This window comes from Kumtagia sp. (genome assembly GCF_059502445.1).
Map to the genome: position 1 here is coordinate 1 of NZ_JCACER010000104.1, position 14,349 is coordinate 14,349.

A 14,349-nucleotide genomic window follows, 5' to 3' on the forward strand; every position below is an offset into this window, starting at 1 on the left:
AATCTCCCCCCTTGCGGGGGAGATGTCCGGCAGGACAGAGGGGGGTGCGAAGGAATGCAACATTTCGCGATTGAGTCCCAGGTTAATCCGGTTTCCAGCCGCGCAGATGAGTGGGACGGTGCTCGCCCGAGTCAAGCACCTTCTGCATCGCCTCCCAGGTGCGGATGTTCTTCGCCACATAGGCTTCGCCGACCGCCGCCGCCGCGCGTGCGAAGAGCGGACCTTTCAGTCTCGCCAGTTCCTCCCGCGCAACCTCCCGGTACCAGGGATTGCGGTCGACAAGGGCAATGTCGGTAAACCCGGCGCGCTCCATTGCCTGGCGGTAGCGCGCCGGCGAAGCCATTGCGAAGCTAAGCCCCTCGGCCGCCACATAGGCCTTCATGTCGGCGGACGGTTCACCATCGTGGGAAATCAGCCAGTCGCTTGCCGCAAACACACCGCCCGGCTTGAGAAGCCGAAGAATGTCGGAGAACAGCGCGTCCTTGTCCGGCACATGCAGCAAGGCGTCCTTGGAGAACACCACATCGAAGGATTCTGCCGCGAACGGCAACGGCCACGGCGGCGCCTGCACGAAGGTCGCGCGTTCCGACAGCCCTTTCGCAGCGGCCTGCTCGCGGGCGCGCAAAATCACCGGCGCCTCTATGTCGAAACCGGTGACGTGGCCGGCATCGTGATGCTCGATCAGATGCAGCGCGATGCCGCCCGCGCCGCAGCCGACGTCGAGTACGGATTTGCCCTTCAGCGACAGGCCGGCCAGCACCCGGTCGACCTCCTCCGGACCTCCCGGCGACAGATATCCCTCGCCCCAGAGCGCCTCGAGGAAGCAGATCGCCGTATCATCGTACTCCGGTTCACCGGGTTGGCCGTGAGTCATCGCGAAAGGTTCATCTCGAACGCTGATCGATAGCCGACTTTCCGGAAAAGCCTATAACAATGCTCGCAAAACGCAAGGAAGTTTGTTGAACATTCATTCAAAATCTCTGGACAATTCCGTCGCCACCGTGCCAGATTTGCCAGAAATGGGAAATGCCGAGGCATGAAAAGCTGGGACGCGATCGTTGTCGGCGCGGGCCATAACGGCCTTGTCAACGCCTGCTACCTGCAGCGGGCGGGGCTGGATGTGCTGGTGGTCGAGAAGAACGAATGGGTAGGTGGCGCGGCGGTCAGCCGCTCGCTGACGCCGGGTTTTCTCTATTCCAACTGCTCCTATGTCTGCTCGCTGTTCCGCCCCGAGATCATGCGCGACCTGGAGCTGCCGAAATACGGGCTGCAGGTCATCTCCTACGAGGGCGGCGCGGTGTTCACCCGCGACGGCGACTACCTCGCCAACTACCGCAACCACCACGCGCACCGCCGCGAATTCGCGCGTTTCTCCAGGAAGGACGCGGAGGCCTACGACCGCTACGCCCGCGACGTCACGCGGCAGTGCCGTTTCATCCAGCCGCTTTTGATGCGTACTGCACCCGACCCGACCTCGCTGAAACCGCGCGACATCGGCGAACTGCTCTATCTCGGCAAGAAATTCGCCGGACTCGGCGCCCGCGAGATGGCCGACACCCTGCGTTTCTGGACCATGTCGATCTCGGGTTTTCTGGACGAATATTTCGAGACCGACGTCATCAAGGCGAATTTCGCACTCTCCGGCATCATCGGCACGGCGCTTGGCCCGATGTCGCCCGGCACCGCCTATGTGCTGCTGCACCATTACATGGGCGAGGTCGACGGCTCGGTCGGCGCCTGGGGTTATGCGCGCGGCGGCATGGGCGCGATCACAAAGGCGCTGGCCGATTCGTTTCGTGCGTCGGGCGGCACAATCCGCACCGAGGCTGAGGTGGAGCGCATCCTGGTCGGGAACGGCCGCGCCGGCGGCGTCGTGCTTGCCGGCGGCGAGGAAGTCCGCGCAAAGCTGGTGGTTTCCAACGCCGACGTGAAGCGCACCTTCCTGAAATTCGTCGAGGAGAAGGAACTGCCCGACATCTTTCTACGCCGCGTGAAAAATTTCCGCATGCGCGGCTCGTCGGGCAAGGTCAACATCGCGCTGGATTCCATGCCGGAATTCCCGGCCCTGCCGCAGGATTCGCCTTGCCTGCGCGCCGACATGCATTTCACCGACTCCGTCGAGCGCATGGAGCGCGCCTATGACGACTGGAAGGCGGGACGCTGGTCGGCCGATCCCTTCCTTGACATGGTCATCCCGACCACGCTCGACCCGACGATGGCGCCGCCGGGAAAGCATTTCATGAGCTGCTTCGTGCAATATTGCCCGCCCAAGGTCGAGGGGCGCGACTGGACCGATGCCGATCGTGACGCCTTTGGCGAAACCGTGATCTCGCAGATCGCAGACTACTCGCCGGGCTTCCGCGATCGCATCGTCCACATGGAAATCCGCACGCCGCGCGAGCTTGAGGCAGAAGTCGGCCTCACCGAAGGCAACATCTTCCAGGGCGAGCTCACCTTCGACCAGCTTCTGTTCAATCGCCCGGTGCCGGGCTACGCGCAATACCGCTCGCCGGTCGGCGGGCTTTATATCTGCGGCTCGTCGACCCATCCGGGCGGGGGTGTCATGGGCGCGCCCGGCCGCAACGCGGCGAGCGAAATCCTGCGCGACCTGAAGCGTGGCGCAAAACATATGAGCCCGGCCCATGACGTCATTTGATGCGATCGTCATAGGCGGCGGCCACAACGGTCTCGTCTGTGCCGCCTTTCTCGCGAGATCCGGCCGCAAGGTGCTCGTGCTCGAAGCCGAGTCCGAAGTCGGCGGCGCCGGCCGCGGCCTTGAGTTCGCTCCGGGTTTTCGCGTCTCCATGGCGCATCTGCTCAACCGCCTGCATCCTGAGGTAATCCGGGTGCTGGAGCTGGAAAAACATGGGTTTGCGCCGCCCATGGCTGTCGCATCTGGAGGTACCCCCACCCCTAACCCCTCCCCTCAAGGGGGAGGGGGACTTGCGGCGGTGCGTCTCCCGCAAGACCTCGACAAGTTTGAGCAAGAAGCAGCGACATCGTCCCCCTCCCCCTTGAGGGGAGGGGTTAGGGGTGGGGGTGCCTCGCTCGCGCCGAACGTCGTTCTCTCCGCCAACGCCGATCCTTTAGTCCTGACCGGCGCCTATGGCGAGACGCTGGACGGCATCTCGCCGGCTGGCGCCCGCGAATGGGCCGAGGTCCGCGCCCAGTTGTTCCGCTATGCCGGCATCTTGAAGCCGCTGCTTGCCCGCCGTCCGCCGGCGCTGGGCGGCATGGCGCTGGCCGAAACCGCCGCCTTCGCCATGACCGGCCTTTCCCTGAAAAGGCTGGGCAAGGAGGACATGCGCGATTTCCTGCGCGTGCTCTTGATGAACGTCGCCGACTTCGTCGACGAGGGTCTTTCCGACGACCGGCTGAAGGGACTGCTTGCCTTCGACGCCGTGCTCGGCAGCCATCTCGGCCCGCGCTCGCCAACCTCACTGCTCGGCCTCTATTACCGCCTCACCGGCGAGATCGGCGGGCTGCCCGGTGCCCAGTTCCAGCCTCCGGGCGGCATGGGCGCGGTGATGGCCGTGCTGCGCAAGGCCACGGAACGGGCCGGCGCTGCGATCCGCACCGGATCGGCGGTCGCGCGCATCCTGGTCGAAAACGGCCGCGCCGCCGGCGTGGCGCTGGCGGGCGGCGAGGAAATCCGCGCCGCGACGGTTATCTCGGCCGCCAATCCGCGCACCACCTTTGTCGACCTCGTCGGCTCGCGCCATCTCGACACCGGCTTCGTCAGGCGAGTCCAGAACATCCGCATGAAGGGTCACGCCGCGAAGCTGCATCTGGCGCTCGACCGAGCCCCGGAATTTTTGGGCCTTCCGCCCGAACACCGCCGCGGCCGGCTCGTCATCGCCCCTTCCACCGACTATGTCGAACTCGCCTTCAACCCGTCGAAATACGGCGAGTTCTCGCCTGAGCCGGCGATGGAGATCACCCTGCCCTCGCTCGATGATCCCTCGCTGGCGCCCGTCGGCGCCTGTGTGCTGTCGGCAACGGTCCTGTACACGCCCTATGCGCTGAAGGAAGGCTGGGAGAGCGGCAAGCCGAAACTCCTGGAAGCCATCCTTTCGGTGCTGGAGCGCCACGCGCCCGGCTTGCGGAAAACCATCCTGCATTCCGAACTCCTGACGCCGGTTGACATCGAACAGCGCTACCGCATGCCGGGCGGACACTGGCATCACGGCGAATTGCAGGCCGACCAGATGCTGATGTCGCGGCCGGTCTTCGGCGCCGAGGGATACGACACGCCGATTGACGGCCTGTTCCTCGCCGGCGCCGGCTCGCATCCGGGCGGCGGCATCTCCGGCGTGCCCGGCATGAACGCGGCCAAACGGATACTGGGGAAGGCATGAGACATTTCGACGGCAAAAGCCTCTCCACGCGCCGCGCCCTCCAGCCGCATTTCCGCAAGCTGAAGCTGGATTCGCCATTCCAGCCGCGCCTCGACGCGCTCAACCTCCAGCAGGCCTGGTACGACTGGGCGGGCTACAAGGCCCCCTCTGCCCTTTGGGACGAGGAACTCGAATATTTCGCCATCCGCAGCCAAGCGGCGGTCTTCGATATCTCGCCAATGGTCAAATACCGCATCGAAGGCGAGGACGCGGAGGCTTTCCTCGACCGTCTAACCCTGCGCGACGTGACGAAACTCAAGCCCGGCCGTGTCCACTACACCGCCTGGTGCGACGACGACGGTTTCGTGCTCGATGACGGCACCCTGTTCCGCCTGTCGCCAACCCGCTTCCGCCTGTGCTGCCAGGAACGTCATCTGCCGTGGCTGCTCGACAGCGCGCCCGGCTTCGAGGTTGAAATCGAAGAGGAAACCGAAACCGTCGCCGGCCTGGCTTTGCAAGGCCCCACCTCATGGTCGGTGCTGAATGCCGCCGGCTTCGCCGGCTCGGAGAAATTGAAACCGTTCGACATCGCCAGCTTCCCGCACGCAGATGGCGAGGTGACGATCTCCCGCACCGGCTTCACCGGCGATCTCGGCTACGAGCTTTTCGTCGACGCAAAAAATGCCCTCCCGCTCTGGGACCGCCTGTTCGAAGCTGGAAAGCTGTTTGGAGTCAGGGCCATCGGCTATCATGCCCTGAACACCGCCCGCATCGAGGCCGGGCTGATCGTCGCCAATACCGATTTCGTCACGGCCGAGCATGCCATAAGGCAGGATCGCGTCCGCATGCCGGATGAGATCGGCCTGGGCTTCATGGTCGACCTGAAAAAACCCGGCCACTTCAACGGCCGCCACGCCATCGAGAACGCACGGAAGAAGGGCGGACCGGCTCACGTCCTGGTCGGGCTTGAAATCGAGGGCAACGTGCCCGCCGAGCACGCCATTGTCTATCACCGCAAGACACGCGAGGTCGGCCTGGTCTCGGCGGCGATCTGGTCGCCGCTGGCCAAGCGCAACATCGCCATCGCCAGCCTGCAGCGCGACTACGGCAAGGACGGCACCGCCGACCTCTGGGTCGAAATCTACGCGATGCGCGAGCTGCAATATGTCAGGTTGATGAAGCGGGCGAAGGTGGTGCCGCGGCCGTTCGTAAAGCTCGACCGCCGCGCCGCGACCCCACCTGGGGCATTCTGACATGCCCGACGACACGCCCGACGAAGTCGCCGAGCAGTGGGAACTGGTCAACACGCCGCTCGGCGAGCCCTGGTCGGGCCGTACCCGCTACGCCGCCGCCATGTTTTTTCACAAGCGCGGCGAGATGAATGGCGAGACCCTGGAGGTCTACCGGCTGTGCTCGCGTCTGGACAATGAAGACCCGCTGTCGATCATCCGCCAGCGCGGTGTGGGCAGGGCGTGGTTGGAAAGGATGGGGCGCGGTTCTTTCCCTCCCCCTTGAGGGGAGGGTGGCGAGCAAAGCGAGCCGGGAGGGGTTGCTGCGGCAGCGCTCCCGCGCAAAGCAACGTCGGCGTTTTGCCACGGCGCCCCCACCCCCGGCCTTCGGCCGGACCCTCCCCTCAAGGGGAGGGAGAACCGGCATTCACATCGCCGGCTGAGCCTCGATGGTGCGCAGCGCCTGCGCCTGGCGCTTGGCGGCGGCCTTCACCGCGTCCTGCACCTTCTCGAAGGCGCGCACCTCGATCTGCCGCACGCGCTCGCGCGAAATGCCGAACTCGGTCGACAGGTCTTCGAGCGTCAGCGGATCCTCTTCCAGGCGTCTCGCCTCGAAGATGCGGCGCTCGCGGTCGTTGAGCACCGACATGGCGTCGGTCAGCAGGGCGCGCCGGCTCTCCAGTTCGTCCTGCTCGATCAGCACGTCTTCCTGGCTGTCGTGGTCGTCGACCAGCCAGTCCTGCCACTCGCCGCTCTCGCCTTCGGTGGCGCGGATCGGCGCGTTGAGCGAGGCGTCGCCGGAAAGGCGGCGGTTCATCGACACCACCTCCTCCTCAGAGACGTTCAGCCGGGTGGCGATCTCGGTGATCTGGTCGGGCTTCAGGTCGCCCTCGTCGAGCGCCTGGATCTTGCCCTTGACCTTGCGAAGGTTGAAGAACAGCCGCTTCTGGTTGGCGGTCGTGCCCATCTTCACCAGGCTCCACGAGCGCAGGATGTATTCCTGGATCGAGGCCTTGATCCACCACATCGCATAGGTGGCCAGCCGGAAGCCGCGCTCCGGCTCGAATTTCTTCACCGCCTGCATCAGGCCGACATTGCCCTCGGAGATCACCTCGCCGATCGGCAGACCGTAGCCGCGATAGCCCATGGCGATCTTGGCCACGAGCCTCAGGTGGCTGGTAACCAGCTTGTGGGCGGCGCCGGTGTCCTCATGCTCCTGGTACCGCTTGGCGAGCATGTACTCTTCCTGCGGCTGGAGCATCGGAAAGCGGCGGATTTCTTCCAGGTAGCGGGCCAGCCCGCCTTCGCCGGAAACGATACTGGGTAGTGTCTGGGCCATGAAAGCACCCTCCTCTCGCGTAGCTGCCCCCTGAAAAAGGCGGGCATGGGGCACGGCAGCCTTTCGCCTGACCGTGCCAAACACTCTTATACAGGAACAAATCGGGAAAAGACAGGATTTGTTCAACCTGAAACAGTGTGTCACATGAAAGTGAACGACGGTAAGCAGGTATCCGTTAGATACCGCGAAACCCGTGCACGAGTCCAGCCATGTCGGCCGGCATCGGCGCCTCGAAGCGCATCAACTCTTGCGTGATCGGGTGGCGGAAGGCGAGCAGCCGCGCGTGCAGGGCCTGGCGCGGGAAGGTTTCGACGGCCGAACGGAGCGGCTCCGGCAGCCGGTTTGCCTTGGTGCGGAAGCCCGTTCCATAGTCGCGGTCGCCGATCAGCGGATGGCCGATATGCGCCATGTGCACGCGGATCTGGTGAGTGCGGCCGGTCTCCAGCCGGCATTCCAGCAGCGCAGCCTGCACGCCGGAACCACCCTCGCCGTAGCGCTCGAGCACTGCATAGTGGGTGACGGCATGACGCGCATCCTCGCGGCCTTCCGGCACGACGGCGCGGCGCACGCGGTCGGCGGCGCGGCCGAGCGGCGCGTCGACAGTGCCGGCCGGCCGAGCCGGGATGTTCCAGGCCAGCGCCACATAGGCGCGTTGCAGATCGCCGCTGCGGCCGTGGTCGGCGAAGGCTTCCGACAGCGCCTTGTGGGCGCGGTCGGTCTTGGCGGCAACCAGCACGCCGGACGTATCCTTGTCGAGCCTGTGCACGATGCCCGGCCGCCGCACGCCGCCGATGCCGGAGAGGCTGGCGCCGCAATGGTGGATCAGCGCGTTGACCAGCGTGCCGGTCCAGTTGCCGGCAGCCGGATGCACCACCAGCCCGGCCGGCTTGTTGACCACGATCAGCTCGTCGTCCTCGTGGAGGATGTCGAGCGGGATGTCCTCGCCCTGCGGCTCCGCCGGCTCCGGTTCGGGCAGCAGAATCGCAACCGCTTCCCCCGCCGCCAGCTTGCGCTTCGGCTCCGTCACCGCCGCGCCGCCGACGCTCACCGCCCCCTGGCGGATCAGCGCCTGCAGGCGGCTGCGTGACAATTCGCCGCCGAGTTCGGCCGCCAGCCACTGGTCGAGCCGCTGGCCTGCGGCGTCCGGACCCGCCGTCAGCCCTTTCCAGGCCGCTCCGCCTTCGCTATCAGGGGCGTCGATCGCCTGCCCGGAAGTTTTCATGACACGGCCTGCATTTGAGCACGAGGAGGAAAAGCCGCTCGACCCCGCGGTCGAGAAGGTGCGCAAGAAGCTCGTCCGCTTCGTCGCAGTCAATCTCGGGCTCTTGTTCGTCGCCCTTATGGCCGTGGTGGCGGCGATTGTCTACAAGACCCGCACCGAAGCACCGACGGTCGTCGAGGCACCGGCTTCCGACATTCCCGCGCCGGCCGGCGCGGTTGCCGTGCCCGCCGGCACGGTGCTGGAGGGCGAGATCGCCCTGCCCGCCGGCGCGAAAATCGTCTCGCAATCGCTGTCCGGCAGCAGGCTGTCGCTCGGCCTCGAACTCTCCGACGGCAACCGCGTCATCTATCTCTACGACCTTGCCGAGCGCCGCATAGTCGGTCGCTTCGCCGTCACCGCGCAATGACCGACGTGGCACCGGCCGGCGCCGAACGGCGGATCGCCACCGTCACGCTGGTGGTCGCCGACTATGACGAAGCGATCGCCTGGTATATCGAAAAACTCGGCTTCCGGCTGTTCGAGCACAACGATCTCGGCGACGGCAAGCGCTGGGTGACGGTCGGCCCGACGGGCGGTGGCATCCGCCTGCTGCTGGCGCGGGCCGCCGGCGACGCGCAGCACGCCCGCATCGGCGACCAGACCGGCGGCCGCGTCTTCCTCTTTCTCGAAACCGACGATTTCGCCCGCGACCACGCGGCCATGCTGGCTGCCGGCGTCTCCTTCCGCGAAACGCCACGGCACGAGCCCTACGGCACCGTCGCCGTCTTCGCCGACCTCTACGGCAATCTCTGGGATCTGCTGCAGCCGAAGCGCTGAACCGCTCCGGCCGCGCACAGGCCCGTGCCTTGATCTACCGGCGCGCGGCGGCGAGCGCGATGCGGCCCCTACGTGTGAGCCTGACAGGCGGCGCAGCATCGCGAAACTCACCAACGGTGCCGGATGAAGAACTCTGCTGGCGACGCTTGCGCAATGCCCGCATAAACCGTGCGAAAACCCGGTTGCATTTTCAATTCGCCCAGCCTAAGTACGGCACCACTGGTCAGCGCCCATCGTCTAGCGGTCAGGACGGCGCCCTCTCACGGCGCAAACAGGGGTTCGATTCCCCTTGGGCGTACCAGCACTTTGGTGGTTTAGCCGAAACTCCTAAGCTTTCCCCAATATCTTTACCAAGATACGGCTGTGGACGCAGGTGACAGAAGGCCGGAATCGCGGCTTACCATTGGCGGTTCCGTTTCTTCAGTGGCAGCCACCACATCGACTTGAGAGCCGAAGGCGGAACGGTGACGCTCCGGACTGCAAATCCGGCGTAGCGGGTTCAATTCCCGCTCGGCTCTCCAATCGATCGCCTGCCTCAAGGCTGGCCGGCTCAATCAGACGGCGCGGCACAAGCCACGCCGCCTTGCCGGGGGCGCGCCGATCAGATGATGATGAAATCCTGGAAGGTCAGGATCGGAACGTCGCCCGAAAAATTGTCGGCGATCGCAAAGAGGACGGCCGACTGACCGCCGGCGCCGTCCGCGTCGTAATAGATGCCGCCGGTATTCTGATTGTAGAGAATGCGGTCGTTGGCATCGACAGCCTGGCCGGTACCGATGACCTTGAACTCGTTCGCCTTCAACGTGCCGAGCGTCTGGCCCGCCCAATTGAAGATGGCGTCGTCGAGCCTGATGGAATCGTCGAGAGGCCGGAAATCGCCGATGTGATCGACGTTGCCGGCGAGCGCGGTGTCGAACACGAAATTGTCCTTTCCGTCGTCGCCGTAGAGGAAGTCGCGTCCGAGTCCGCCATTGATGAGGTCGCCGCCGTCACCGCCGTAGATTGTATCTACGCCCTTGTCGCCCCTAAGCCGGTCGCCGAAATCGGAGCCGATCATCTGGTCGTCGCCCGCGCTCGCAGTGATGTGGACGGCCGATGTCGCCATGTTGGCTTCGATGTTCAGGTCCTGCGGCTCAGTGAAGCGGCTCGAGAAGTTGAGAGTTCCACCGGCTCCCTGGAGGAAGATGCTGAAGTCATCGGCGTTGTTGTTCACGCCGAATTTGATGATGTTTTTCAGCTGGGCAGCGGAGGCGAAGAGGTTGGTAGAGTCTACTATCAGTTCTTCGATTCCGACGATGTTCAGACCCGTATTCAATTCGTTGTTGAAGCCGGGTCCGGTCAGATGAATCCGGTCATAGCCGGAGCCGCCGTCGATCAGCCCGGTCTGGCCGATCTGGATGTTGAAGAGATCGTTTCCGCCATTGCCGCGCAGGCTGTCGTTGCCGCCGCCCACGCCCTGGAAGATGTCGGTGCCGTTGCCGGCGCTGATCGTGTTCTGGTTTGCGTCGATTGTGTAAGTCGTCATGGTTCATTTCCTGATGTTTCTTGGGAGATGGTTGCACAGGTGCGAGCCGGCTTTGGTTCTCAGACAGTAATGCCAGATCACCGCGACAGGATTCGAAGGTGATCGAGCCGCATGCCTTTCAAATTTTCTGACATGACTTGGCAGTGAACCTGGACCGACTCTTTCGCGAGCCGCATGTGGCAAGACGCGCAGCTTTTCCAGTGGTATATTTCCGCCTTCGTGTAGTGAGACGGACATTGGGCTTGGTGCTTGGTACACCGGTCCCGTTGAAGGTGTGTCTAAAGGAGAGTCGTGGAAGACCGCGTGGGAGAAAGCATGGAAAGGGCCATGGAATCGACCGGGCGGAGCCCGGCCGAAACAGGGCAGGCGCTGGAGATTCGTTTTTTCGGGCCGCTGGCGGTTCGCCGGAAGGGCGTAACGCTGACGCTGCCGGCGTCGCGCAAGGCGCGCGCCCTCCTGGCTTACTTGGCGCTTTCGCCGCATCCTGCGCCGCGCAGCCAGCTCTGCGATCTTTTGTGGGACGCTCCAAACGACCCTCGTGGCGAGCTGCGCTGGTGCCTGAGCAAGATCAGAATTCTTGTCGACGACCCCGGCCGGCGCAGGGTGCAGGCACAAGGAGAGACGCTCACGCTCGATCTCGCCGATTGTTTTGTGGACGCGGCTGCCGTCGTGCGTGCGTCACAGGAGGGTTTCGAGACATTTACCCCGGTGCGGCTGAAGGCACTGGCCGACCTGATCGCCGGCGACTTTCTGGCAGGCTTGGAGATCGACCGCAACCCGGCCTTCGAGGGCTGGCTGGTCGCGCAGCGCCGCCGCTTCCGCGACCTTCACGCCAGCCTGCTGGAGTATCTGACAAGACGTCTTCCGGACGATGAGGCCCGCATATATCTCGACTGCTGGCTTCAGCTCGCCCCGTTCGATCTTCTCCCTCATAAGGCTCTTCTGACCGCGCTGGCCGCGCAGAATCGGATTCGCGAAGGCGAAGAGCACCTGGCGGCGACGGCAAGACAGTTCGATGCCGAGGGCGTCGACTTCGCGCCGTTGCGCGCGGCATGGCACTCCGCCAGGGGGCGGTCGGCGACAACGCCGGCATCTCGTGCGATCGGGGCGGAGGACAAAGCTGCGCCCGCCATATTGCTGTCGCTGCCGGTCAAACCCTCGATTGCCGTCTTGCCTTTCACCAATATGAGTAATGACCGGCAAGACGAATCTTTCGCGGACGGGCTGACCGAAGATCTGATCACCGATCTGTCCAGGAATGCCGGATTGTTCGTGATCGCCCGCAATTCGGTCTTCGTCTACAAGGGGCAATCGGTTGATGTGCGCCAGGTGTCGCAGGAGCTTGGCGTCCGTTATGTTCTGGAGGGCAGCGCGCGGCGCGCCAGCGGGCGGGTGCGCATCAACGCCCAGCTGATCGACGCCGTCGCCGGCAAACATGTGTGGGCGGAGCGCTTCGACAGGACCCTTGAGGACATCTTCGCGGTTCAGGACGAGGTGAACGGCCGGATCGTCGAGGCGCTCATCGGCCGGTTGACCGTGCCGGCGCCGCGCAAGCGGCCCCAAAACCTCGAGGCCCACGATCTTTGCGTACGCGCCCGCGTGCTTACCGAAGAATCGCCGCAGACGGCGCGCGAAGCCTATCTGCTGCTCAAACGGGCAATCGAACTCGAGCCGTCATTTGCCGAGGCGCACGGTTTGCTTGCCTACAACCGATGGCTCGGATGGACGCATTTCGGAGAGCCGGAGGATCCAAACCGGATTATGGCGGTGAAGCTTGCCGAAAGGGCCGTCGCGCTCGATCCCAACGACGCCGGCTGCCATTATTTCCTCGGCACCATTTTGGCTTATGACAGGCGCTGGCAGGAATCGGATGCGGCGTTCGCCAGGGCGCTGGAGATCGATCCGAACCACGCCGACACCTGGGCGGCGCTGTCGGACATGTCCGTCCTCGACGGCCGGATCGCGGACAGCCTGGAGCAAATCCAGAAGGCGCTGCGGCTGAACCCGTATCCGGCCTGCTGGTATTTCTGTCACCTCGGCCAGGCTCAATATGCCGCCGGCGACTACGAGTCCGCGGTCGAGACGCTGCGTCGGGAAGAGACCTACCGCACCAATTCGCGAAAATTCCTTGCGGCAAGCCTGGCGCAGCTCGGGCGGGTGGACGAGGCCGGCCGGGAGCGGGAAATGTTCCTGGTAGCCCATCCACATTTCACGATCGGCCATTGGACAAATTCGCAGCCCCTGCGTGACGCGGCCGTGCGGGAGCATTTTGTGGATGGTTTCCGCAAGGCCCGCCTCCCGGAATGATGGGTGAAGGATAGTCCCTGCCGATACCGATAGCGCTCATGAAGCGCGTCCGGTCGAGCGTGCAGCCGATCGTACGGGCCATGCGTCGGCCTCTGCCGATCCGCTTCCAGCCGTCGAATATGACAGTCCCGCCGACAAGAATGAAACAAAGCTCGCTCGCGCGGAAATCGGCGCGAAACGGCGTGATGGGCTGCTGCCGACCTTCCGGGTATATTCGGGATGATCGGTTTCCCGGCGCTTTGGCCGCGCATTACGCGGCCCTCGTCGTCGGGCGAACGGCAGAGCCGCGGCCGATTGCCCAGGCAGCTTCCGGATGTTCGTTGAGACAAGGATTGCGACGCCCCGTGAAACCTGAAAGATTTGATCATCAATTTCCGGCAACTATCGATAATAGCTTACTTTATTTCGTTTGCCGGCAAAAATAAAAATATTGACTGAAGTACTTATTTAGTCTTATCAATAAGACGCGGGAAATTGAGCTTGGGGAGCGGATCGATGACTTTCGGTCTGTTTTTTCGACGCACTATATCTACGTTTTTCTTCTGGGCATCAGCAGCCACTGCAGATGGTGCGCAAGCCGCATCATGCGGAAAAACCGCAGCGGGCTTCGAGACCTGGAAGCGGGGATTCGCGACCGAAGCAGCTAGAAGAGGCGTCGGATCCAAGGCGCTGGCGGCATTCGCCACCGTGCACTACGTCGTCAAGACGATCCAGTACGACCGCACGCAGCCCAACTTCAAGCTCTCGCTGAACCAGTATCTCGCCAAGCGCGGTGGCGCGGCGCTGACCTCCGCCGGCAGGGGACACAAGCGAAGCAACGCGGCCCTGTTCGCGCGGATCAAGGCTCGATACGGCGTGCCGCCCGGCCCGCTGATCGCCATCTGGGGTCTGGAATCGCGCTTCGGAAGCCGCATCGGCAGCACGCACATCCTCTCCAGCGTGGCGACGCTCGCCTACGACTGCCGGCGCTCGGCCTATTTCACCACGCAACTCTACGCCGCGCTTAAACTCATCGACAAAAGCAGGCTGAGCGGCGGCGCGATGGGCTCGTTGCATGGCGAGATCGGTCAGACGCAGTTTCTTCCGGCCAACGTGCTGAAATATGGCGTGGACGGCGACGGCGACGGCCGCGTCGATCTGGCCCGGAGCAAGGCCGACATTCTGTTCTCGACCGCCAACTACCTGAAGGCCAAGGGCTGGCGGACAGGTGCCGGCTACCAGCCGGGCGAGCCCAACTTCCAGGTGATCCAGCGCTGGAATGCCGCCCGTGTCTACCAGCAGGCGATTGCCTCGATCGCCGCTGACGTAGACCGGGATTGACGCTGTCGCCAGACGCTCGAGCCCGGCCACGGCGCACGCCCGGCGGCGACCGACGCCTCAGGCCGCGCTGCTGGCTCCGCTCGCAGCCGTGGCCGCGCCGCTGGCATGCGCGCGGTTGGCCTCCAGGCGCTCTCGCGCCATTTTGTCGACGGCGGCGCGCAACTCGGGATGGCGGGCCATGAACTGGTTGAAGTCGCGCCGCTCCAGCACCAGGAAATCGCAGAAGTCGACGGCGATCACGTCGGCGGTGCGCC

The 14,349-nt window shown here is 64.4% G+C and carries 13 protein-coding genes and 2 tRNA genes; 10 read left to right on the forward strand and 5 right to left on the reverse strand.

Features of this window, described 5'->3' with window-relative positions; all coding sequences use genetic code 11:
• Positions 1–82: 82 nt before the first annotated feature.
• The gene (locus tag AC5JDC_RS27450) at positions 83–760 is read right to left on the reverse strand and encodes a class I SAM-dependent methyltransferase (protein WP_495846473.1); all 678 of its coding nucleotides are present in this window, start codon (positions 758–760) and stop codon (positions 83–85) included.
• A gap of 276 nt (positions 761–1,036) precedes the next feature.
• Here AC5JDC_RS27450 and AC5JDC_RS27455 point away from each other — a divergent pair, with 276 nt between their 5' ends.
• The 4 genes from AC5JDC_RS27455 to AC5JDC_RS27470 are packed head-to-tail and all read left to right on the forward strand — an operon-like array spanning position 1,037 to position 5,852.
• Positions 1,037–2,656 (forward strand): phytoene desaturase family protein, encoded by a 1,620-nt coding sequence (locus tag AC5JDC_RS27455; protein ID WP_495846475.1) that lies wholly within the window; start codon positions 1,037–1,039, stop codon positions 2,654–2,656.
• Positions 2,643–4,358 (forward strand): phytoene desaturase family protein, encoded by a 1,716-nt coding sequence (locus tag AC5JDC_RS27460; protein WP_495846477.1) that lies wholly within the window; start codon positions 2,643–2,645, stop codon positions 4,356–4,358. The genes AC5JDC_RS27455 and AC5JDC_RS27460 overlap by 14 nt, the downstream gene beginning before the upstream one ends.
• Complete coding sequence (locus AC5JDC_RS27465) at positions 4,355–5,590, forward strand: aminomethyl transferase family protein (protein ID WP_495846479.1); 1,236 nt, start codon at positions 4,355–4,357, stop codon at positions 5,588–5,590. Before AC5JDC_RS27460 ends, AC5JDC_RS27465 begins: the two co-directional genes overlap by 4 nt.
• A gap of 1 nt (position 5,591) precedes the next feature.
• On the forward strand, positions 5,592–5,852 hold the full coding sequence (locus AC5JDC_RS27470) for a hypothetical protein (protein WP_495846481.1): 261 nt from the start codon (positions 5,592–5,594) through the stop codon (positions 5,850–5,852).
• 141 nt (positions 5,853–5,993) lie between these two features.
• Here AC5JDC_RS27470 and rpoH read toward each other — a convergent pair whose 3' ends face one another.
• Complete coding sequence (gene rpoH, locus AC5JDC_RS27475) at positions 5,994–6,905, reverse strand: RNA polymerase sigma factor RpoH (protein ID WP_106775523.1); 912 nt, start codon at positions 6,903–6,905, stop codon at positions 5,994–5,996.
• Between the two features lie 175 nt (positions 6,906–7,080).
• On the reverse strand, positions 7,081–8,127 hold the full coding sequence (locus AC5JDC_RS27480; RefSeq protein ID WP_495846483.1) for an RluA family pseudouridine synthase: 1,047 nt from the start codon (positions 8,125–8,127) through the stop codon (positions 7,081–7,083).
• Between AC5JDC_RS27480 and AC5JDC_RS27485 the strand changes: the two genes are divergently transcribed.
• The 4 genes from AC5JDC_RS27485 (at position 8,126) to AC5JDC_RS27500 (ending at position 9,464) form a co-directional block, all read left to right on the forward strand.
• A complete protein-coding gene (locus tag AC5JDC_RS27485; RefSeq protein WP_495846485.1) occupies positions 8,126–8,533 on the forward strand; it encodes a fimbrial protein in 408 nt (135 codons plus the stop codon). The two genes, AC5JDC_RS27480 and AC5JDC_RS27485, sit on opposite strands and share 2 nt — an antisense overlap.
• The gene (locus tag AC5JDC_RS27490) at positions 8,530–8,943 is read left to right on the forward strand and encodes a VOC family protein (protein WP_495846487.1); all 414 of its coding nucleotides are present in this window, start codon (positions 8,530–8,532) and stop codon (positions 8,941–8,943) included. The genes AC5JDC_RS27485 and AC5JDC_RS27490 overlap by 4 nt, the downstream gene beginning before the upstream one ends.
• A gap of 226 nt (positions 8,944–9,169) precedes the next feature.
• A tRNA-Glu gene (locus tag AC5JDC_RS27495) sits at positions 9,170–9,244 on the forward strand.
• A gap of 146 nt (positions 9,245–9,390) precedes the next feature.
• A tRNA-Cys gene (locus AC5JDC_RS27500) sits at positions 9,391–9,464 on the forward strand.
• An 80-nt stretch (positions 9,465–9,544) separates the two neighbouring features.
• Here the strand turns inward: AC5JDC_RS27500 and AC5JDC_RS27505 are convergent.
• On the reverse strand, positions 9,545–10,468 hold the full coding sequence (locus tag AC5JDC_RS27505; RefSeq protein WP_495846489.1) for a calcium-binding protein: 924 nt from the start codon (positions 10,466–10,468) through the stop codon (positions 9,545–9,547).
• Positions 10,469–10,795: 327 nt separating this feature from the next.
• Here AC5JDC_RS27505 and AC5JDC_RS27510 point away from each other — a divergent pair, with 327 nt between their 5' ends.
• Together AC5JDC_RS27510 and AC5JDC_RS27515 are read left to right on the forward strand one after the other, a co-directional pair.
• Complete coding sequence (locus AC5JDC_RS27510) at positions 10,796–12,775, forward strand: hypothetical protein (protein ID WP_495846491.1); 1,980 nt, start codon at positions 10,796–10,798, stop codon at positions 12,773–12,775.
• Positions 12,776–13,270: 495 nt separating this feature from the next.
• Entirely contained in the window at positions 13,271–14,095 is an 825-nt protein-coding gene (locus AC5JDC_RS27515) for a lytic murein transglycosylase (protein ID WP_106775528.1), read from the forward strand.
• A 57-nt stretch (positions 14,096–14,152) separates the two neighbouring features.
• On the opposite strand, the gene AC5JDC_RS27520 is transcribed toward AC5JDC_RS27515, so the two are convergent.
• On the reverse strand, positions 14,153–14,349 hold a 197-nt coding region (locus AC5JDC_RS27520; RefSeq protein ID WP_495846493.1), incomplete at its 5' end, for a hypothetical protein.

What these genes read in the sequence shown, in the direction of transcription:
- rpoH (WP_106775523.1), bottom strand. Translation starts at nt 6,905, where the DNA reads ATGGCCCAGACACTACCCAGTATCGTTTCCGGCGAAGGCGGGCTGGCC.
- AC5JDC_RS27490 (WP_495846487.1), top strand. Translation starts at nt 8,530, where the DNA reads ATGACCGACGTGGCACCGGCCGGCGCCGAACGGCGGATCGCCACCGTC.
- AC5JDC_RS27455 (WP_495846475.1), top strand. Translation starts at nt 1,037, where the DNA reads ATGAAAAGCTGGGACGCGATCGTTGTCGGCGCGGGCCATAACGGCCTT.
- AC5JDC_RS27480 (WP_495846483.1), bottom strand. Translation starts at nt 8,127, where the DNA reads ATGAAAACTTCCGGGCAGGCGATCGACGCCCCTGATAGCGAAGGCGGA.
- AC5JDC_RS27470 (WP_495846481.1), top strand. Translation starts at nt 5,592, where the DNA reads ATGCCCGACGACACGCCCGACGAAGTCGCCGAGCAGTGGGAACTGGTC.
- AC5JDC_RS27510 (WP_495846491.1), top strand. Translation starts at nt 10,796, where the DNA reads ATGGAATCGACCGGGCGGAGCCCGGCCGAAACAGGGCAGGCGCTGGAG.
- AC5JDC_RS27485 (WP_495846485.1), top strand. Translation starts at nt 8,126, where the DNA reads ATGACACGGCCTGCATTTGAGCACGAGGAGGAAAAGCCGCTCGACCCC.
- AC5JDC_RS27460 (WP_495846477.1), top strand. Translation starts at nt 2,643, where the DNA reads ATGACGTCATTTGATGCGATCGTCATAGGCGGCGGCCACAACGGTCTC.
- AC5JDC_RS27515 (WP_106775528.1), top strand. Translation starts at nt 13,271, where the DNA reads ATGACTTTCGGTCTGTTTTTTCGACGCACTATATCTACGTTTTTCTTC.
- AC5JDC_RS27465 (WP_495846479.1), top strand. Translation starts at nt 4,355, where the DNA reads ATGAGACATTTCGACGGCAAAAGCCTCTCCACGCGCCGCGCCCTCCAG.
- AC5JDC_RS27505 (WP_495846489.1), bottom strand. Translation starts at nt 10,468, where the DNA reads ATGACGACTTACACAATCGACGCAAACCAGAACACGATCAGCGCCGGC.